Below are 20,945 nucleotides of genomic sequence, written 5' to 3'. Positions count from 1 at the left end.
AGTAATCTAAACGTGCATTGACTTGCATTGTCAGATTGAAAGATTAGAGTAGCGCTCAACTTTAGCATCAACACCTCGATACCAAACTGGCTCGTTACAGCTTAAACTTAACTTTTTCTTTGCACGGGTAACGCCAGTATAAATTAGTTCACGCGTCAGTAGCTGATTATCAGCTTTACTGGGCAGAACCATTGCAACGTGTTCAAATTCACTGCCCTGTGTTTTATGAATGGTCATGGCAAAGACAGGTTCAAAACTCGGTAAACGAGACGGAATAATAGTTTTGAAACCAGGCGTCTGGTTTTTCGAAGATACGCCTCCTTCACTTACCGCAGTATCCTCGAAATACGCTACTAAATGCCCCTGCGCATTTTTCCAAATAATACCAATATCACCATTGTACAGCCCAAGCCCGTAATGGTTTTCATTGATCATAATAGGTAAGCCATGGAACAATTTATCTTGCTGGTAACTGCCTTTTAACAGCGAGATTATTTGCTGATTAATTACCTCAACACCTTCGTTTCCAACTCTTGTGGCACACAAAATACGAAACTGACTCATTCGCTCAAATGCTTGTGTAATGTTTTCAGCCTCCAATACTGGCTGATAGTAGCGTTTAACATACTGATTAAGCCATTGAGTCATCACAGGTGGCAATAACGTAATATCGTCACGACTTGTGCTGTTAACACTAATATACTGCCAACTTTGCAGCGCTTCACCCGCAATTGTTGCCATCGCGATATTACCGATGGCGCCTTCACCGTCAAATCGACGGCTCTTAAGCAACATTGATAAATGATCAGCAACCTGTTTTTTTGCTTTTGGTAATTGCTTAGCTTGTTCGCTCGATAGTTGGCATGCTTTTGCTAGGTAGTTAAGGTTTGCTTTGCTATAACCAAGGTGAGGCCTAACCGCAATATCAGCTAATACCGAGCCAAGTGCAACAGAAGGCAATTGATCGGCGTCCCCTAGCATTACCACTTGGCACTTAGCTGGGATTACCCGAAATAGCCTAGTCATAAGCGGCAAATCCACCATTGAGACTTCATCAATAATAATGACGTCGTAATCTAAGGGGTTATCGCTTCCTTTTCGAAAATTCACTTGATTTGGGATCACCCCTAGCAAACGGTGCAGTGTTTGTGCTTTGCTTGGAATAACATCAAGCACATTGTCTGCGATAACGCCTCGAAAACCGGTTACGGCATTTTGAATCGACTCAGATAAACGCTGCGCCGCTTTACCTGTTGGTGCGACTAGTGCAATGTCTAATCGCGATTGACTAAGCATTGACAGCGCTGCCAATAATTTTGTGACCGTATAGGTTTTACCTGTACCGGGACCACCAGCAATAATACTAAGCCCTTTATTAACACTGTTAGCCACCGCTAGTTTTTGCCAGTCAACTTCTCGTGCTTGGTTAGCATGGTTTGCACAAGTAGCTTGATTAGGTTCTATAGCTCCGTTTTCAGGAAATAACGAATCAACAACATCAGTTATTGCCGCTGGCGTGTAACCGAGCGTTAGCTGTGTTTTGGCTACTAATGCTAGTTTCAGTTCTTTCTCAAATTGATAGTTGCGACGCATATACAAACAGTTGTGCTCAAATACCACGGCTAACGTGCCACCAACATTTACTTCTGCTTTTTCAGCGTTTGAGATGTTTGGTTGAGTTACACCTAGCTCCGAAGCCGCTAAGAAAGGAATGCTTGCGAGCAAAGTGTGTAGTTGTTTTTCATTCGGAAAAGAAAAACCATGATGAGTAATTACATTGTCGTCACTGGCCAAGCCAAATTGTTGACCTGCAACATGCATTAGCGGCAAGCAAGTGTGACCATCGCGCACTGAAGCGCTAAGCGCGATTAGCAAATGATACCAAACCTCTTTTTCATCAGCAGTCAGTTCATTCGCTGCTGTCGCCGTGGTAAGTTCGTTCGCAAAAAAGTAATCAATTGGCGCGATGTCTGAGATTCGTGCTGCTGCCTCAGAGAACTTTCGATAGCTTTTTGTTTGACGGTTCGGCCTTTGGCAGCTTTGCTTTTGATTGTTATCTATTTCTGCACTCATCGCTCAACACTCTTTGCTGGGACTTGTTTTGAAGGCACTGGGTTTGAAGGTGCTTGGTTTAAAGATACGTGGTTTGAAAATAGCGCGTCGAGTTCATCAAGTTCCTCACTACTAATATCACTAAAAAATACACCGGTACGTTCACCCAATGTTTGCTTGTTGTTCATACCTCGTAAATATAAATAAAATACGCCGCCAAAGTGTTGCGTTGGATCGTAATCATCAATACGACTTTTTAGTAAACGATGCAGCGCCAAACAGTAGATTAAATACTGCAAATCATAATAGTTGTCTGCGATGTTTTGCTGCAATGCCTCACCGTGGTAGTGTTCAAATGAGTCACCTAAGTGCGTTGATTTATAGTCACAAACGTAAAATTTCCCTTCGTGTTCGAAAATTAAATCGATAAAGCCGTGCATCATCCCTTTCAATGCTTGATAAGCGGGCAGTTTAACTGCTTTGGATTGTGAGCTTGAGTTTGAACGTACGAGTATCCTCTGTCGGTGCTGATACACCAATACCGCGAGTTTTTGACTGCTGGCTTGTTCCATCGGAAAATAAAATTCTTGCTCTTTTAATACTGCGCCGGGGGCGATATTCGCCAAGCTTAGATCTTCAGCGATTTCACAAGTGACAAGTTGTTCACACCAAGCGGCAAGTTCCTCGCTAGACCAGCCCTCAAGCAAAGCAGCATATTTTATTTTCATTGCCTCAGACAAACTACGCCAATCACCTTGATGAAAGTCTCCTTGTTCAAGCAAATCGTGTAACAAGTTACCTGTTTGTGCGCCTTTGGCTAAATCAAACCCTATGCGATTAACCCCAGGAGCTGAAACTGCCATTGGCTGATCTAAATCCCTATCAGGCAGGGAAACACCACCATGGCGTAAATTTTTACTCAAGGCGGTGAACGAACTTAGCCACCAGTCACGCTCGATTTTACTGGTGAAAGTAGCAAGTTCGGGGGAGGCGTTAATGTTAGTATTAGCGCCCACATTATTTTTCACTGAAGTTTCAGTGTTTTGTTCACCAATCTTATCATCAGCAATCGCGCTTTTTTCAAAGTCACTGTGTCCAATGGCACTGTAACCTATGGCGTTAGGATACTGCTCAGACAGGGCTTGTAGTTCGCCGCTTATAACTACATCAGCAGACCAAGTTAAGGTTTTACCCAACGGAGAGTTTTCAACTTTATCAAAATTGGCAACGAGTAAATAACAACGTTGCACAGCTCTGGTTACCGCCACATAAAGCAAGCGAATAGATTCTGCGTATGCTTCTTCTGCCATTTGTGTAACTTGCTGTTTATTCCCAGATAAACAGGTATGAAGCTGTCCTTGTTCATCGTGATATTCAATTACGGTAACGTTGCGATTGCCAATTTTACTCGGATTTTTATGACGCGAAGCAAAAGGAACAAAAACGATAGGATACTCAAGCCCTTTTGAACCATGCTGGGTAACGATTTTAATTAGCTGTTCATCACTTTCTAATCTAAGTTCAGCGTCTGATTCCGTGCTATCGACGCTAATTTGTTGCTCAAACCAATAAAGCAACTCCAGCGGTTGATGGTAACGAGCGCTCGCCGCTTGTAGTAATTCAAACAAATGTAATAAGTTCGTCAGTGCCCTTTCTTTGTGCTCGCCATTTACTGCAACGTGTTCATGGAGCAGTTTGAGCGCCGCAGAAATAAAGCCTTTGTACTGCCACTCATCACGAATAGCCTTAAACGAAAATTTAACTTCTTGCCATGCTAGCTCGTTTGCCGACAGCTCCAATAAACTTGACGGCGTATGCCCTAACAAGCCCGAAGCCAAGCCGGCGTTAAAGTAGCGATCTTGCTCTAAAAACAACACTGCTTTAAGCACCAATAATAACTGTTGAGCTTGCTCGCTATGCCATAAATTACTGCGGTTGCTTAAATAAACACTGGCAAGCTGATGTTCGGTTAATGCTTGTTTAACAATGTCGGCTTCTGTTCCATCTCGTACTAGAATGGCAATATCTGATGCTGATACTTGCTGTTGGTTGTCATTGAGCAATGATGCAATTTTTTGCGCTAACCACTGAGCCATTTCAGCGCGTTGGGCAGGTTTAGCGGTTGCGGATTCATCATCAAATGGAAAGTGTACAAACTGCAGTGGTAAATCATTATCCGCCAGCGCCACTGGCTTAACCGTATTTGAAGCCGCTACGGGGAAATAAGGGATGTTTTTACCAAAAATGTGCTTTGCGCTCTGATCTAATGCCGTGCCATAAAACAAGCGGTTATAACCTTGGATCATTTCAGCACTAGATCGCCAGTTGGTGTCCATTACCCAAAAATACTGACAAAAATCTCGTGCCGATAAATAGGTAAAAATATCACCACCTCGAAACGCGTAAATCGCTTGCTTGGGATCGCCAATTAAATACAAGGCTGCATTGTCAGTGTTTTGGTAAATATTCGTGAGAATATCGAATTGATTGGGGTCCGTATCTTGGAATTCATCAACCATGGCCGCAGGATATTGCTTTGCAAGTTTGTTAGCCAAAATACGGCCAGCGTCACCTGACGATAGTTGCTGGGCTAAAATGGCAATCAGATCGTCAAAACTTAATAGGCCTAGACGCTGTTTTTTCTCGGCCACCGCATCAGCAATCGATTTAAGGCTGCGCGCGATAATCTCATACGCCTGAATTCGTTTAACTTGCCCTGCTAAATCTGCAATGACTGGTTTTAATTCATTAACTGGTGAAACGATTTCTACAATCTCGGCTTTTGCTTTTGAACGACCAAAGCGGCGGCCATCAATAAAACTTGCAGGCATTGAAGGCATTGCCAGTAATTGTGATAATTCAGCAGTAGTTGCATTGTTTAGCCACGAAGCTAACTGTTCATACTCGCTAATACGTTCCTCTTTTTTGGCCCCTTTTTGATTGTTGACTAAATGCTCAAACAAAAATGATTGGTGGCTTGAGAGCGAATTCGCTGCATCAACTGCTAGTGCATTTATCTGCTGGCAAAGCTCTGCCGTAGATGGCGTAGTGATACTATGGTGCTTGTCAATTGCCCCAGAGAATACTTGTACAAATTGTTCAGGCTCAGGCCAAAATTCAGCGATGGTTAAGTAGCTATCAGGATCTTGTTTCGCAATCAAACGATACCAATCTTGCACCGCTTCTAACGTCTGTTCTTGGCAGCTTGATTCCATGACTAAGTTAAATAACAAGCCACTGTCAAAGGCAAACTCGCTCAATACCCGCTTACAAAAACCGTGGATGGTAAAAATTGCCGCATCGTCCAAAAACAACAAGGCGCGATGCAGTTTTGCCATTGCTTCTGTTTTGTCTAAGTCTTTAGCAATTTCCTGATAAAACGGCTCTGTTGCTGTTAACTCATCCCACTTAGCAATGGTATTTCGCAATGTTTGACCTATACGACTTTTAATTTCTTCTGTTGCATCTTTGGTAAACGTCATCACCAGAATCTGTTCGACGGTTAGACCTTTTTCCAATAACAACCGCAAGTATATTCGCGTGATGTTAAAGGTTTTACCTGTTCCTGCACTGGCCTCAATTAAATGTCGTCCAGACAGTGGAAGGTGCTCTGTAAATAATGGTTGTAGCTTCATAACATCAAATTCTTTTCATTAAATTCTGTGCGCTAACTAGAGCATTTTCACTATCGTTTTGATTTAGATAGCACTTGATACATGGGCTCATAAATGGTGTTGAGCATTGGCATCATGTCATCAATCGCTGGGCACTGAGGCCAGAAAAATTGCATATACGAGTCATAGCCAGGCGCGAGCATGTTATTTTCATCGTACCAATAGTTTTCAAGTTGAGCTTGTTCAAACTTGCGCGCATTGAACGCCTTGTGCGCAATATCTGCATTGATCAACAAAGGTTTTTGCTGACCAAGCAAATAATAATTAACAATGTTATTTAGCTGTGCTTTGGCATCACTCACATGTTGGCTATTTTGGCATAGGTACTGACTGACCTTTTGCTGCTTAGTATCAAAATAAAGCCCAATTACGGGTTTGTTCTCAAATTCAAGATGTCCTTTTTCAGCAGCAATGGTTGAAATGAGTCGAGCCAAGTATAAGCTGAATAAGTCTTTGGCTTTAGCCGTTGATGGTCGATAAAAACCAATGACTTGCTCATTTGTAGGCAAGCTACCTCGGATAATGCAATTTAGCTTAGTTTGTACTTTTTGTTGTTCTAGGGATTCTTCTTTGGTTTGTTCTTGGGATTTTAATTTCCCTAGTGTTACCTCAATTGTCGTCGGTAACGAAAAAGCCGTTAACTCTGTATCGCCAAGCGCTGCGTCAATAATCGCTTGGCTAAACACATCGTTATCTTCTTGCCACTTATCAAACAACTGGGCGGTGAGTGGCGTGTCAGCAAATCGACCAGAGAGCCTTGCTTGTGTTCTTACATCATTTAACTTTTTAGTTAACGCTTCCGCTTTTTCCTCGTTCGCTAATTCACTAGATTCAGATAAGCTCGCCGTTAATAGCGCTTGTTTTAACTGATAACTTGCTAAACGGTCATAACTAAACTGCTCAACATCACTTGGTGCTGGCTCTGTTTGTTCATAATAAATGCCTAATACCCGTTGCGCGTACCAACGACTCGGGTGTTGATAGAAGCGAATCAAATCGTTTAACTCGATTTCAATGCCCTCTTCTAACAGTTGCAGCATTTGCTCGCTGTCGTCTTTGCTGTTCTCGCTTTCACCAGTAACATCCCATTTACCGACAAGGCTTGAAGGTACAGTATCTTCAACTTTAGTTGTATTGCCTAAGCCCAATTTAAGCCAATGGGCATCGAAACTTGGATATGGGCCGCGATAGTTATCTAAACTAAATGCTTGCAACGGCATTTGACGAATATGGCTGCCGGTTTTCAGATCGCATTGCCAACCATAGCCCGCCGTTAGATAGTCAAAAAGCTCTTGTAAGATAATACTAGGTTCACGCACCTTGTTATTTTGTACACTTCGCCCTTGGTAGCTGAGGTACAGCTTGTCTCGGGCTGAAATTAGCGCTTCTAAAAATAAATATCTGTCGTCACCACGCCTTGAACGATCACCGAGTTTGGCTGGTGTGCTATTCATTAAATCAAATGCCAGTGGTTGGCGCTGACGTGGATACTCGCCATCGTTAAGACCAAGTACCGCAATGATTTTAAAAGGAATACTGCGCATAGGTAACATAGAACAAAACGTTACTTGCCCGATCATAAATTGTCGGCCAGTATCTGGCGTTGAAAAGTGAGCGGTTAAGAATTCACGTATAACAAGTAAATCCAGTGTTTCTGGTACACCTTTACCTGTGCTAAACGCTTGGTTAAATTCGGCGGTGTGCGTATATTCGGTTAGTAAACCAAGTGCCTGATAAATAATATCAATGTTTTGTGCGGCTGTTGGGTGATAAAGTTCAGCAACTAACTCTGCGAGATATTGTTGCCATTTTTCAGGTGTTTTAGGTTGGCTTAATTGTTGACTACTGTCTGCTAAATGCTCAAGAAATAGCATTAGCTGCCCAAGAATAAAGGCGTCTTGGCCTTCAACATCTGGCAGGAGTAATTGTTCGCCAGCAACCATTAATTCATCACCATAAGCAAAACCTTGCAATAATTTGCTCAAGCCTTGTTGCCAAGTAAATGCATCGGTTAAGCCACTAGCACCAAGCACCTGTTCTTTGTGATTCTTCGATAGTCCCCAATGAACGGCAGCATGTTCTAGCCAAGCGCTTAGTTTAACAACGTCTTCACTGGTTAAGTTAAACTGTTGCTGCACGGCTTCAAGACGCAACATTGCGATAATAGAGGTTACGTGAAAACGGCTATCGGGCAGCGTGAGTAAATCTACAAATGTAGCAATTAGCGGATCAGCATTGTGCACGTTGCGATCGGCTATCGAGCATGGAAGTGGCGGAACATCATCCGCAAGATCTTGCCAGTCTCGGGTAAATACCGCATGAACAAATGGTGCATATTGTTCTATTTCTGGACACATCACCAAAATATCTTTTGGTGTTAGCGAAGGGTCTTGGTTTAACTGATGCAATAACCAATCATGCAGGGCCTGCACTTCCCGAAACGCACTGTGACAGCTAGTCACAGTTAAACTGTCATCTACCAATTGACTCGGCGCTTGTCTTGCGTCAGCTAAATTCAGCACATCTTGTTGTAAATATGTTAGTAATGGCAAGCCTTTAACGTTATCGACAAACTGTTCATCTGGTGTGTGCTGCTCATAAACATCAATATTGACGGTACTAACTTGTTGTAGCTGAGCTAAAAACTCACGACCTTGCTGCCCCCAGTTGGCGAGTAACGGGTTACCAACAGCACTAGCAAGGTTTTCAACTTCATTGGTCCATTGGTTTAGGCGCTCATCAAACAACTGTTTAACAAATTGCTTTTCTGTTTGAATATCACCCCAATAATCAGCACAAGGGTTGAGGTGAAAAAAGTGGATATCGATATGCTCACCTAGCATCTCTAAAAAGTTTATCCACATTGGTGGCAGTGCATTAATGCCAAAAAACGAAACACGCTTAGGTAACTGCCCTGCCTTTTCTTCAATTCGCTGCGCTGCTGCAGACATCAAAGCAACAGGGTTATATTCTTGACGTTGTTGCAACAAATACCAAAGCTTCCCTTGCCAATAATAGGTTTGCTTTGTGGTATCGTCTGAAACATTATCTTCATCAGCAAAGACAAAGTCTTGTTGGCTCCAATTGTCTATCCAATTGGGTCTAAAAATGAGGTATTGCTCGTATAAGTCAGCAACTTTCATCGCCAGTTGATAGCGTTTTTGCTGTTGTTCGCTAGCATTGCTGCTTGCTTGCCAGTATTGTGTTGCCTGTTCAAACGTGGGATCTAACGCAATGATATCGTCACTTAGTAACTGGTAAATTCGCCATACCAGCACTTCTCGTGAATACAAAGACTGCTCTGGCACTTCATCTTCACTGGCTATTTTTCTCAACAATTTCCATAGATACTGGGCAGGCAATGCAAATTCGATATTCATGGAAATGCCACGCGACTGGGCAATCGACATATTAAGCCAGTGTTGCATACCAGCGTTTTGGACAATGATGTGCTCTTGTTCAAAAAGAGAGAGCGGAGAAACTTGTTGGATTTTGTTAAACAGCGCTAACAAATTTTCCATTTTGTTAGCAGGATAGATATAAATCAATGTGTTATCGCAGGTAACCGATGATGATCAAATTTAATCACACGCTCCCTGCTAACACTAGTGTAATTTTGGTTGGAATGTTTGTTTGCCCAATTTTTGATTAAATCCTTTATTAAACTGGTGCAACTAATGTACCTAGGGCAAATGGCGTTAATCTATGCTGAGCCTGTACGCTTACACTTCGAGCTTGTACTAAGTAATTTTACTAAGTGCTTATACTAGGTGATAAAGCGCAAATGATTTTGATATTCATTACCGAGCCAAGGCACCCGATAATACTCCCCTTTAAACGCATAAAAAGCACTAATCAGCCAAAATACGGCGACAACTAGATTCATCATCCAACCAATCAAAGGAATAAAGGACAAAACAGCTGCTGTAATAATGAGCCCTAGAGATTGACGTAAATGAAAACTGGTAAATTGGCGTTTGTTAATACCTTGCTTGTTTTGCCCATAAAGGACAATGGCAATGAGCCAACCAACAATCGTGATATAACTTAAAAAAGCAATCATCCGCGCATAATCATGGTCCGTATGAGTACTGGTGTGCAAATGCATAACTAAGCTCCTGTTACTACTGCTACACCTTTAAAGTTAGTCAGAAAATAACTCGGCGACAAGCCAAAAATAAGTGCTAATCGCTAATTGCTTTGTTAATTTAACCTTAGTTTTTTGAATTTATTCGCAATTTATGCCAGAAATAAAAATTAAACCGATAGCCAACAATCATGGGCAGTTTTTAACCCTAGTCGGGGTCATAGGTTTACTCGTAACAATAGCCATTAGCCATCACTTTTGGAGTGAGTTAAGGCTAGTGTTCACCTTGTTATTACTAGCAAGTTTAGTGACTTTATTTATTGGCTTAACAAAGCGATTTGAACCTGAGTACAGCTTGTTAATATCGCCGCAAGGCATCAAGTTTTCGCACAAATATGGTGGTTGGAAACTGCCGTGGACTGATGTATTGCGTTTTGACCAACTCAATGTGCAAGTTGGTTTAGACCGCCGAATTTTACCCTACATAGGCATCAGGCTAAGCAATTGCGACAGTTTAGTTGAATCAATTACCCCAAGGCTGGCAAGCCGACTTCCTCATGAGCAGCGACCATTGTTAACCATGGCAATAACGCAATCACTGTTAACTATTGAACAAGCACAAATTAATTTTTCCCCTTATAAGCATCATCACGACTTACTTAAAGGGCCAATTGCGTTATACATGCACCACACGCAAGCACTTGCAAAAGCGTATGGCTATCATGTGTATTTACCACTGTCTGCATTAGACCGAAGCGGCGAAGAATTTATACAATTATTAAAGCAATGCCAAACGCACCGTCATCAATATTCGCCATAACAAACGCTTTACCCTTAAAGGCTTGGCTCTGCGCTTAGCTAGCCCTTCAACTAAACATCTAGCCAAGCGCTTTGTTACACTCGCGACAAGTCTGAATAAACAATTTTTCCTGCGTTTTAAATTCATCTCGAGACAGCGTTTGATAACTAAGAAGATCATGTAACTGACAAAGCTTAGCGAACAAGACACTCGCTTCATTATGATGAGCCGCAATTAGCGGTACTAGACTGTTAGGTACCTGATGCGGCGCTCGTTCAACACCTTGCTGCTCGGCTAATTTCACTAACAACTTGTTAAACTGCCGTTGCCAGCGAGGCAATTTAACTGATGGTTGCTGATATATACCCCGCAACCAGAGCAGTAAAAACATTAATAGAAACACACTCATCACAATGGCGGTTGATTTCCAAAAACTGCCGCTACCGAGTAATTCGCGAAGAAAACGTGATTGCTTATCCACACTGTAACTCAGTACCAAGCGATTCCATTGGTAATCTATTGCTTCTATTTGCATGCGAATATTGGCTAACCACGCGGCACTTGAAAATGCTTGCCAACTAAATGCGCCTGCTAAATTAATTCGTTGCTCCCTAAGGGCATCAGCCATATTATCACTGACCCTATCTGGACTTACCGCAGACGTTGGATCAACCGCTACCCAACCACGCCCTTCAAGCCAAACTTCTGTCCACGCGTGTGCATCATATTGATAAATTGCGTAATAATTACCCTGTTCATTGCGTTCCCCACCTAAATATCCGGTTACTAATCTCGCGGGGATACCCGCTGAGCGCATTAAAAAAGCGAAACTGCTCGCATAATGCTCACAAAAACCTGATCGGGTATCAAAATAAAACTGGTCAAGGCTGTTATTCGAAAGTAACGGCGGGCTTAGCGTATAGAAATACGCTTGCTCTCGAAATTGCGCTAAGACATGATTGATAAGCGCTTGCGGATTTTGGTATTGCGCTGCCAGCTCGCGTCCTAGCGCTTGTAATTGCGGGTTAGCATCATCAGGTATGCGCTTATAGAAACGTTGAAATGCCTCAGACATTTCGGGCTCACGTATCGCATTCGGAAAACTAGTTACCTGATAAGATTTTGTTTTGGTTAATGGCTGATTATTAATTAGCGAAAAATCGTTAAGCTGCCTAGCATCGTTTCCCGGCGCCAAAGCTGTATCTAGGGCAAATAGCCAATGCTGATTGCTTTGCTCTGCCATCACTTGATAAGTGTAAGCGCGCCGATCATCCGAAGATATCTCATATTCAGGCTCACTGGCCAAATAAAGCGGTGGTTTGTTATTTTGGCTTCGGCTCCATCGTTGACCGTTATAAAATGGCATAGTCATCGCGCGCCAATACATTTGTGTTTTGGCGGGTACAGCGCCTTCAAACTGGACACGAAATGCCAACTCATCTGACAACGCGAGTTTCGCAATATCACCAGGCCTTACATCACTACCTAAACCAGTTTTAGCCGTATTTGCTAGCGGTACTTGCCAAAATGGTGACAAACGCGGGAAAAAAACAAATAGCGCAACGGCAAGTGGAATACTTAGCAATAGCAGCTTACCCGTTTCGCGATAAGCGATAGGGATGCCAATAGCGCTGGCAAAGACTCGGTATAACAACGCGAAATTTAAGGTTACTAACATGACAACAAGGGCTGCGAACCAAATGTTTTGCGTAAAAATTAATGCGCATGCATGTAAAAAAAGACCAATGAGAATCAGTTGAAAGAAGTCAGCCCGCTTACGAATTTCAAAAGCTTTGATGGCATAAGCAAAGCAAATTAAGTGCACCATGCTTGACAGCAGCCCTAACGACTGACCGTTAAGAATAATGATCCCCGCACCAGTTAAAGCAAATAATGCAACAATCAGTCGAGGCGTTGCTTGTATTTTTCCTTGCTTAACCTGACCTCTAGCTAAACGACTAGCTTGATGTTTAGCTGTGCTAATTCGTGCAACTTGCCATAATAGACTTAGTGCGATAAGTGCTAGCATCCAAGTTGTTAACTCGGTAACGAACAAGGCTAATGTTAAGGTTTGAACTAACAACAGTAGCCAGCAATTAAGTAAACTTAACTGATAATGCTCTGCACCTGAGCGATTTTTAAAATCAAATACCGAAAAATTCACGCGCTTTTCATTCACAAGTTGCGCTAAATTTTTTGGTCGTTTGTTGGCGTTAGTTTTGATGTTTGAATCCAACATTAGCCACTACCCAATAAACTCAGCTAATGCGCGTAAGCACTGCTGCTTATGTTGTTCACCGTGATCGGCGTTAATATGCTTTTGTGTAAGTGACAAGCCAAAAGAGTAACTGGCTTGGCTATATTGCAACACCAAGTAACATAAATAGGACAGTTTTTGCTCTATTGATACCGGTGGTAGCATGTCTAAAGACAAATGTCGCCGTTGCCCAGTTAATTGGTGGTAGTGTTTAGTGAGTTTACCTTGCCCACGTGCTAACTGTTTCCATGCGACACGCGACATTGACTCGCCAGGTTTGAATGATGCTAATTCTTTAAACTCATCACCGTCACGGTGACTCACTGCCAGCTCACCATCTTCCGCCACGCTTGGCATCTCCAATAAATGTTTACTGGCTATCGCTTTAGGGTGAGGATAAACCACTAGCTCATGACCAAAGTCTAGCCAAGACCAAACCCGAAACAGACCAAACGCATGTTCGCTTAAGATCTTTACACGACCAGGTGAGATGATGCCGCGCTTGTTTGCATGAAAGTAAATAGTGACCTCTGTTTGACGGTCTTTAGGGTTTGAATTTGATGTTTTACCTGCGTATTTAACCTGTGTGGTTGATTGATCTTTAAACCCGAGCGTCAAGCCATGTTTTGCTGAGTTGGCATCAAGCGTTATTTTTACCGGTATATCTTGCCCTTGAAAGCCCTGTGCATAGCGCTCTGCTCGTATCACTAAGCCTTTTAAATTAAAAAAAGCAGTCAGTTTTACCGTAATAAAAAAGCTGCCCATTAAGTAGCTTAGCAAAATAATGACATTGTTTTGATAATTCGTCCCAAGCAAGAAAAGTATCAATAAAACAAGGATATAAACTAAGCCAAAACGAGTAGGAAAAATAAAGATATTACGATTAGATAATTCAAATTCGCTTGCAACAGGCACTCGTACTGTCAGCCATTGAATGAACTTATTTGCCCAGTATTGTTTAAAGGTATTTATCATCTAGCTACGCTTATTGATCAACTCAAGCTATTAATTAACAAGGGGGATTAATCAACTTGGTTTAAACTTTTCATTAGTCGCAACACCAATTTAATAACCTGATCTTTGACACTAACGAATAATGCTTACTGATACGGTCACGATAATGGTGATAGTACATCTACTTTTTTCATTACTTCTAACGCTAAACCGCCATCGCGCGCCAACTCAGTGACACCTGCATCTAATCTATGTTCACATACGCTAGTAAAAACCGCTTGAACATCTTCAGGTAATAGGTAACTACGTTGATGAATAAAAGCCCAAGCTTTAGCTGCATTGAGCAATGCTTTGCCTGCGCGAGGTGATAAAGGATTGGCATTAAAATCACTTGAGCGTGATACATGACTGAGCGCGATAATATATTCCAGAACAGCTTCCGACACACTCACTTCATTGACCGCTTTTTGGATATCAGCTAGTTGCTGATGGTTGAGTACACAATCCGCTTGTTCGACTTTTTGTTTTAACCCTTCCCCTAGCAATATTTGTTTTTCTGCTTCAACATCTGGAAAACCAAGTGATAAGCGCATCATAAATCGATCAAGCTGAGACTCGGGCAATGGGTTTGTACCTGCATGAAATAGTGGGTTTTGAGTTGCGATCACAAAAAATGGCGAAGGTAATTCATGAGTAACACCATCAATGCTCACTTGATGCTCTTCCATCGCTTCCAAAAGTGCTGATTGTGTTTTAGGGCTTGCCCGATTAATTTCATCGGCGAGCACCAGTTGGTTAAATATAGGACCATGATGAAGTACAAATTGCTTTTGCTCAGCGTCAAAAATAGAAATACCCGTCACATCGGATGGCAGCATGTCACTGGTAAATTGGCAACGTTGGTAACTTAAGCCAAATACTTTAGCTAATACTTGAGCAAGCGTGGTTTTCCCCATGCCCGGCAAATCTTCAATTAACAGATGCCCTTTAGCTAACAAACACGCTACTGCAAGGCGAACCTCTTTGTCTTTGCCTAGCACCACACTATTTACTTGGCTAATAACTTGATTAATTAACTGATCCATATACCTATGTATTTAACGATTAAAGCCTGTGCACACTATCGCAGAATTATTAGACAAGCACAAAAAAAGCCGCTATCTGTTCAAGTTAGCGGCTTTTTGGAGATAGTAAATGTTATTGTTTACAAATAAAAACTGGCAATCTATTTGTTACGGGTTGCAACCGCATCATTTAGTTGAGCAAGCAGCTTTTCAGTGTCTTCCCAACCGATGCAAGCATCAGTAATACTTTGACCATAGTTAGCAGCTTTACCATCAACTAAGTCTTGACGACCTTCGACTAAATGACTTTCTACCATAACACCAAAAATGTCTTGGTTACCTTGAGCAATTTGTGCAGCGACGTCATCGCTCACTAGCATCTGATTTTCAAACTTTTTCTTGCTATTAGCATGACTAAAATCAATCATGATTTTAGTGTTTAGTTTAGCACTCGCTAGTTGGTCTGTTACCTCTTTGACGCTGTCTTTGTCGTAATTAGTCTCTTTACCGCCACGCAAGATGATATGACAGTCAGGGTTACCTGCAGTTTCAACAATGGCTGAGTGGCCGTATTTAGTCACTGACAAGAAGTGGTGTGAAGCACTTGCTGCGCCAACGGCGTCAACAGCAACTTTAATAGTGCCATCGGTACCGTTTTTAAAGCCAACTGGACACGACAGGCCAGAAGCTAATTCGCGGTGAACTTGACTTTCTGTAGTACGAGCACCAATGGCTCCCCAACACATAAAGTCGGCCATGTATTGCGGGGTGATCATATCTAAGAATTCACCGGCAGTAGGTAAACCCATATCATTAAGATCAAGCAACAACTTTCGCCCCATGCGTAGGCCGTCGTTTAACTTAAAACTGTTATCGAGGTAAGGATCGTTAATAAGACCTTTCCAACCAACCGTTGTGCGCGGTTTTTCAAAATAAACTCGCATCACAATTTCAAGATTAGCTTTATACTTTTCGCGAAGCTTAACTAATCTTTGGCCGTATTCAATTGCCGCTTTTGTATCATGAATAGAACATGGACCAATAACGACAAGTAAACGGTCATCTTTACCATTAAAAATATTGCTTATCGCTTGTCGGCCCTCAAATACCGTTGCCGACGCTTGCTCGGTAGCTGGAAATCGTTCGATTAACGCTACTGGTGGTAATAACTCTTTGATTTTATTAATGCGGATATCGTCGGTTTGGTACATGTGTATTCTCTTACTACTTAACGTTTGCTTTGTTTGAAACAAACTTTTGTTTAACGTCTTTGTCTATTTTAATTACTATTTCTACGTCTAGACGCCTAAATAATTAATCCCGCAGTTAATCTAGCAGGAATAACTGCAATAACCAAACGAAAATCCCCCATTCACTACGAAAAAAGCGGTATAATGTTGAGCAATTGCAACTTGCATAACAGACTGGCTAATTAGCAGCCTATAATCATCTTTTGCTAAGCCATAGCCAAGTACACTTACGTACCTATTAAGTACTGATAAAAATAAGGAAAATATGACCAGCTACAACCCAAACCTGCCACTTATTGATCTGCATCGCCATCTCGATGGTAACATTCGTCCGCAAACCACTTGGGAACTTGCTCAGCAAAACAATATTCAGTTGCCTGCCGCAAACCTCCAAGACTTTTTACCTCATGTACAAATCCAAGAAAGTGAACCTGATTTACTCTCGTTCCTAGCTAAATTGGATTGGGGTGTAAAAGTGCTAACGTCATTAGATGACGTAAAACGCGTTGCTTATGAAAATGTTGAAGATGCTTACAATGCAGGATTGAGTTACGCCGAACTTAGGTTTTCTCCTTTTTATATGGCAATGACCAATAACCTACCGGTGGCAGACGTTGTTGCTGCTGTCGTCGATGGTATTAAATCAGGCCAACAAGATTACGACATTCAAATTAATTTACTCGGTATCCTTAGTCGCACCTTTGGCATTGAACACTGTACAACTGAGTTAAACGCCTTACTTACTCATAAGCAACACATTACCGGCATTGATCTGGCTGGTGATGAAACCAATTTTCCTTGCGAAATGTTTGTTGATTTATTTAAACAAGCGCGTAACGCGGACATGCGCATTACCGTGCATGCGGGTGAAGCCCAAGGCCCAGAGAGCGTTTGGCAAGCAATCAACCTATTAGGTGCTGAAAGAATTGGCCATGGCGTGAATAGTTATCAAGATAAAGATTTACTTGACCATATGGCCAAGTATAATATCGGCCTCGAATCTTGCCTGACGTCTAATTTTCAAACAGGTACGGTCACTGATTTACGTCAACACCCTGTTACTACTTTCTTAGCAAATGGTAACTTAGTGTGTTTGAACACTGACGATCCAGCTGTTGAAGGAATAGAGATTAAGCATGAGTTCGAGTTAGCGAAGCAGTTGTTTGATTTTTCCACTGAGCAGTTCACCAAACTGCAAGAAAACGCCATTACCATGAGTTTTCTTTCTGACAGTGAAAAGCGAGCACTGCGTACAAAGTAAACTATGCGCTAAGGAGCATTTATGAGTGAAGTGCTTTTATCTTTAGGCACAGGTGCTTTAGTTGGGGTAATTTTTTCCCTGTTTAAGCTACCATTACCTGCACCACCAGTAATTTCAGGCATCGTAGGTATTTTTGGTATTTACTTAGGCAGCGTTGGCTATCACTGGATTGTCGAACGATTCTTTAGCTAACAAATAACAAAGCACATTATTATTTTTTAAACGCTTCAGTAAAAAATCCTTGATAGCAGAACCGATTCTGGCTTGAAACTTACTGAAACCTCATCAACACAAGGTTTTATTATGGCAACACCACATATTGAAGCTGCTGTCGGCGACTTCGCCGAAACAGTACTAATGCCTGGCGACCCACTACGCGCCAAGTTTATTGCAGACAATTTCTTAGAAGACGTAAAATGCGTCACTCGAGTACGTAACATGTTCGGTTTTACCGGCACATACAAAGGCAAGCGAGTTTCTGTGATGGGCTCTGGTATGGGCATTCCATCAATTTCAATTTACGCGACCGAACTATACAAAGAATACGGCGTAGAAAAAATTATTCGTATTGGCTCATGTGGCGCAGTTCGTGACGATATTAAGGTTCGTGATATTGTTGTTGGTATGGCAGCAAGCACGGATTCAAATGTAAACCGCAATCGCCTAGACAATTGTGACTTTGCAGCAACTGCTGATTTTGGTTTATTGAAAAATGTTGTAGATACAGCTGAGAAGCTAGGTAAAGATGTTCACGTTGGTAACATTTTTACTGCTGATTTGTTTTACACACCAAAACCAGAAATGTTCGCTAAAATGGAAAACTTAGGCATTTTAGCCGTAGAAATGGAAGCAGCAGGCCTTTACGGTGTTGCAGCAGAGTACGGTAAAAAAGCATTAACCGTATTAACCGTTAGCGATCACATCAAAACAGGTGAAGAAACCACGGCTGATGAACGTGAAAACACCTTCAAAGATATGATGGAATTAACACTGGAAAGCGTACTTTAATTGATAAAATCGGTTTAGTCTTTGACTAAACCTTTTTAACTAACATAAGTTAGCACGTGTAAAGTTGACACATAAAAAGTTAGCAAATAAAAAAGCCGAACTAAATGTTCGGCTTTTTTTTGTATATCTAGAGCACTTTTACTTTTAATTTAAGTTTGTGTCCAAAGAACTATGAACACAAACTATCAAACGTTAAAGTGACTCAACTAAGTAATGTAAAACTTAGAAGAAGTTCGCTTTAAACTCAACACCCCAGAAGCGACCTTCGTTGATGTAACCAGTTAAGTTGTTAAAGTCGATTGCACCAGTTAGTTGCTCTTCGTCAGTAATGTTACGACCGAAAACAGCTACTTCGTAGTCTGCGTCGTCACCGTACCATTCGTAACCTACACGAACACCACCTTCAAGTAATGCATCGCCTTCAAATTCAACAGACTCGTATAAGAAGAAGTTTACTTCACTACGGTATGACCAATCTGAGTAAACGTATAGCTCACCTTCGCCGAGCTCTTTAGACCAACGAACAGATAAGTTGCTGATCCACTCAGGAGATTGCGGTAATGAGTTACCATCAATTAGCGCGAAACCTTGATCGTTAATTGGATCTTTAACAGTACAGTTTGCGCCACAAGGTGCTACACCTAAATCGCTTTGTTGAATTTCAGTGTTGTTGTAGCTCAAGCTACCAGCAACAACTAAATCAGCAGTGATAAAGTATTCACCGTCTAATTCAAAACCGTAACCTACCGCTTTGTCTGCATTTAATAGTGATGCTAAGTTGCCAGTACCACCAACTGCAGTTAACTGTTGATCGCTAACTTCGTAGTAGAATACAGAACCGTCTAAACGACCCATTCTGTCAGCAGTTGTTGATTTGAAACCAGTTTCGATTGACGCAACTGTTTCTGAATCAGCTGTTGTTGCATTACCAGAGAACAATAAGTTACGACCTTGGATACTAGGTGCACGGTAACCACGAGCGATACGTGCGTATAAGTTAGTCTCATCGCTGTAACGGTAGTTAACGCTTAAGTCACCTGAAACTTGTGAGTCATCAACACTTGTTGCTTCGCTAAAACCTGGTGCGCCAAATGGAGATTGTACTAAAGTACCATCCCACTCACGCTCGTCGTCAGAGTAACGAATACCACCGTTAACATTTACACGGTCAGAAATTTCGTAATCAACAGAAGCGAATACTGCCCATGCTGTAGTTTCCATGTTTTGAACAGCAATACCATTTTGCGCGCCGCCACCTAAGGTGTCGAAACTTAAGTTATTAATGGTTAAGTCTTCGTCAAAGTAGAATAAACCAAATTGGTAATCTAACTTGCCAAGCTCATTGCTTGAAATACGAAGTTCTTGCGTTAATTGCTTGTGATCTGGCATTCTTGCGCCAGTTTCTGATGGGAATGGAATAACACCTGGGCCAGAACCGCTAGGTAAGAACGCAGCGCCGTAACCACCATCGATATCGCCAACAGAGAAAATTTCTGCAGACTCATAACCACTAACTGAAGTTAGTGTGTGATCGCCCATGTCGTACTCAAGCTTTAAGCTTGCGCCTTTCATGTCAACTGTTTGCTCGTTACGGCTTGCCGCATCTTGGAAAACAGTGTCACGATCAAAACCGTCAATCAGGTCATTAGTACCTGGCTTGATGATGTTAGCGCGGAAAATACGAGCATCTGCTTCAGCATCGCGGAAGTGGTAGTTAAACAACGCACTAAATTCGTCGTTTGGCTCCCAAAGTAACTGAACACGACCAGCAGTTTCGCTGTAGCCACCTAGCTGATCTTTAGCTTCAAAACCAGGCGCTTCGTTGTCGATGTAATCGTCACGATCTTGTTGAAGAAGTGCAATACGACCAGATAATGTATCAGTTAAACCGCCACCTACTGCTAAGCGTAGGTCTGTTGAACCATAGGTACCGTATGATGCAGACACGTTAGCGTCAAAATCTTGCGTTGGCTTTTTAGATTGAACTTTAACAATACCAGCAGTCGTGTTACGACCGAAAAGTGTACCTTGTGGACCACGCAAAACTTCAACACGCTCAATGTCAAACATTGGCATACCTTTAGTTAATGCGTTTTCTAGTACTACATCATCGTAAACTAAAGAAACAGGTTGAGAGGCTAGTAAATCAAAATCCGTGTTACCTAAACCACGAATATAAAAACGCGGGAAAGTACGACCGAAAGAAGATTCGATAAGTAGACTTGGTACTTTACCTGAAAGTGCACGTACATCCATACCAGATGAACCTAACACTTCTAGTTTTTTAGGCGTTAATGCTGATACCGCAATTGGAACGTCTTTTACGTTTTCAGTTCTTTTACGAGCGGTTACTTCAATAACTTCAACACCAACGACTTTTTCTGCTTCTGCTTCTTCAGCTTGAGCATTAAAACTAATCGCAGTGGTGGAAAAAAGAGCGGCATGCACACAAAGTGCGAGTGAAGACTGCTTCAACAGTTTCATTATATTCTCCCGAAGGTTGCGTAAGTAATAAGCAAAAACGGGACTAGCTGTTATT

At 41.9% G+C, this 20,945-nt stretch carries 13 protein-coding genes; 4 read left to right on the top strand and 9 right to left on the bottom strand.

Annotation, left to right across the window (positions count from 1 at the left end; genetic code table 11):
• Window positions 1-30: 30 nt before the first annotated feature.
• The 4 genes from recD to DXX94_RS01565 form a co-directional block, all read right to left on the bottom strand.
• Window positions 31-2,073 (bottom strand): exodeoxyribonuclease V subunit alpha, encoded by a 2,043-nt coding sequence (gene recD / locus DXX94_RS01580; RefSeq protein WP_116013433.1) that lies wholly within the window; start codon window positions 2,071-2,073, stop codon window positions 31-33.
• Window positions 2,070-5,687 carry an exodeoxyribonuclease V subunit beta gene (gene recB / locus DXX94_RS01575; protein ID WP_116013431.1) on the bottom strand — a complete coding sequence of 1,206 codons (3,618 nt, stop codon included), beginning with the start codon at window positions 5,685-5,687 and terminating at the stop codon, window positions 2,070-2,072. Before recB ends, recD begins: the two co-directional genes overlap by 4 nt.
• Window positions 5,688-5,737: 50 nt before the next feature.
• Window positions 5,738-9,274, bottom strand: a complete 3,537-nt coding sequence (gene recC, locus DXX94_RS01570; protein WP_116013430.1) for an exodeoxyribonuclease V subunit gamma — start codon at window positions 9,272-9,274, stop codon at window positions 5,738-5,740.
• Between the two features lie 218 nt (window positions 9,275-9,492).
• Window positions 9,493-9,834, bottom strand: coding sequence for a DUF4870 domain-containing protein (locus DXX94_RS01565; RefSeq protein ID WP_116013428.1), 342 nt, complete (start codon window positions 9,832-9,834; stop codon window positions 9,493-9,495).
• A 133-nt stretch (window positions 9,835-9,967) separates the two neighbouring features.
• Between DXX94_RS01565 and DXX94_RS01560 the strand changes: the two genes are divergently transcribed.
• On the top strand, window positions 9,968-10,633 hold the full coding sequence (locus DXX94_RS01560; RefSeq protein ID WP_116013427.1) for a DUF2982 domain-containing protein: 666 nt from the start codon (window positions 9,968-9,970) through the stop codon (window positions 10,631-10,633).
• A gap of 58 nt (window positions 10,634-10,691) precedes the next feature.
• Here the strand turns inward: DXX94_RS01560 and DXX94_RS01555 are convergent, their stop codons facing one another.
• From DXX94_RS01555 to aroG, 4 genes are all read right to left on the bottom strand, one after another.
• On the bottom strand, window positions 10,692-12,851 hold the full coding sequence (locus tag DXX94_RS01555) for a transglutaminase family protein (protein ID WP_116013425.1): 2,160 nt from the start codon (window positions 12,849-12,851) through the stop codon (window positions 10,692-10,694).
• A gap of 6 nt (window positions 12,852-12,857) precedes the next feature.
• On the bottom strand, window positions 12,858-13,844 hold the full coding sequence (locus DXX94_RS01550) for a DUF58 domain-containing protein (RefSeq protein ID WP_116013424.1): 987 nt from the start codon (window positions 13,842-13,844) through the stop codon (window positions 12,858-12,860).
• Between the two features lie 137 nt (window positions 13,845-13,981).
• Window positions 13,982-14,908 carry an AAA family ATPase gene (locus tag DXX94_RS01545; RefSeq protein ID WP_116013422.1) on the bottom strand — a complete coding sequence of 309 codons (927 nt, stop codon included), beginning with the start codon at window positions 14,906-14,908 and terminating at the stop codon, window positions 13,982-13,984.
• Between the two features lie 140 nt (window positions 14,909-15,048).
• Window positions 15,049-16,098 carry a 3-deoxy-7-phosphoheptulonate synthase AroG gene (gene aroG / locus DXX94_RS01540; RefSeq protein ID WP_116000207.1) on the bottom strand — a complete coding sequence of 350 codons (1,050 nt, stop codon included), beginning with the start codon at window positions 16,096-16,098 and terminating at the stop codon, window positions 15,049-15,051.
• Between the two features lie 304 nt (window positions 16,099-16,402).
• Between aroG and add the strand changes: the two genes are divergently transcribed.
• From add to deoD, 3 genes are all read left to right on the top strand, one after another.
• Complete coding sequence (gene add, locus DXX94_RS01535) at window positions 16,403-17,398, top strand: adenosine deaminase (protein ID WP_116013420.1); 996 nt, start codon at window positions 16,403-16,405, stop codon at window positions 17,396-17,398.
• 21 nt (window positions 17,399-17,419) lie between these two features.
• A complete protein-coding gene (locus tag DXX94_RS01530; RefSeq protein ID WP_116000205.1) occupies window positions 17,420-17,590 on the top strand; it encodes a XapX domain-containing protein in 171 nt (56 codons plus the stop codon).
• 111 nt (window positions 17,591-17,701) lie between these two features.
• Complete coding sequence (gene deoD, locus DXX94_RS01525; protein WP_116002368.1) at window positions 17,702-18,406, top strand: purine-nucleoside phosphorylase; 705 nt, start codon at window positions 17,702-17,704, stop codon at window positions 18,404-18,406.
• A gap of 222 nt (window positions 18,407-18,628) precedes the next feature.
• Here the strand turns inward: deoD and DXX94_RS01520 are convergent, their stop codons facing one another.
• The gene (locus DXX94_RS01520; protein ID WP_116000204.1) at window positions 18,629-20,890 is read right to left on the bottom strand and encodes a TonB-dependent receptor; all 2,262 of its coding nucleotides are present in this window, start codon (window positions 20,888-20,890) and stop codon (window positions 18,629-18,631) included.
• Window positions 20,891-20,945: the final 55 nt, after the last annotated feature.

Source organism: Thalassotalea euphylliae (assembly GCF_003390375.1).
Classification (GTDB): domain Bacteria; phylum Pseudomonadota; class Gammaproteobacteria; order Enterobacterales; family Alteromonadaceae; genus Thalassotalea_F; species Thalassotalea_F euphylliae_A.
Note: the sequence above shows the minus strand (reverse complement) of the source record. Positions and strands in the feature narration are given on the sequence as shown.

Coding starts and splice junctions, on each gene's coding strand:
- recD (WP_116013433.1), bottom strand. CDS start 2,073: ATGAGTGCAGAAATAGATAACAATCAAAAGCAAAGCTGCCAAAGGCCG.
- recB (WP_116013431.1), bottom strand. CDS start 5,687: ATGAAGCTACAACCATTATTTACAGAGCACCTTCCACTGTCTGGACGA.
- DXX94_RS01565 (WP_116013428.1), bottom strand. CDS start 9,834: ATGCATTTGCACACCAGTACTCATACGGACCATGATTATGCGCGGATG.
- DXX94_RS01560 (WP_116013427.1), top strand. CDS start 9,968: ATGCCAGAAATAAAAATTAAACCGATAGCCAACAATCATGGGCAGTTT.
- DXX94_RS01555 (WP_116013425.1), bottom strand. CDS start 12,851: ATGTTGGATTCAAACATCAAAACTAACGCCAACAAACGACCAAAAAAT.
- DXX94_RS01550 (WP_116013424.1), bottom strand. CDS start 13,844: ATGATAAATACCTTTAAACAATACTGGGCAAATAAGTTCATTCAATGG.
- DXX94_RS01545 (WP_116013422.1), bottom strand. CDS start 14,908: ATGGATCAGTTAATTAATCAAGTTATTAGCCAAGTAAATAGTGTGGTG.
- aroG (WP_116000207.1), bottom strand. CDS start 16,098: ATGTACCAAACCGACGATATCCGCATTAATAAAATCAAAGAGTTATTA.
- add (WP_116013420.1), top strand. CDS start 16,403: ATGACCAGCTACAACCCAAACCTGCCACTTATTGATCTGCATCGCCAT.
- DXX94_RS01530 (WP_116000205.1), top strand. CDS start 17,420: ATGAGTGAAGTGCTTTTATCTTTAGGCACAGGTGCTTTAGTTGGGGTA.
- deoD (WP_116002368.1), top strand. CDS start 17,702: ATGGCAACACCACATATTGAAGCTGCTGTCGGCGACTTCGCCGAAACA.
- DXX94_RS01520 (WP_116000204.1), bottom strand. CDS start 20,890: ATGAAACTGTTGAAGCAGTCTTCACTCGCACTTTGTGTGCATGCCGCT.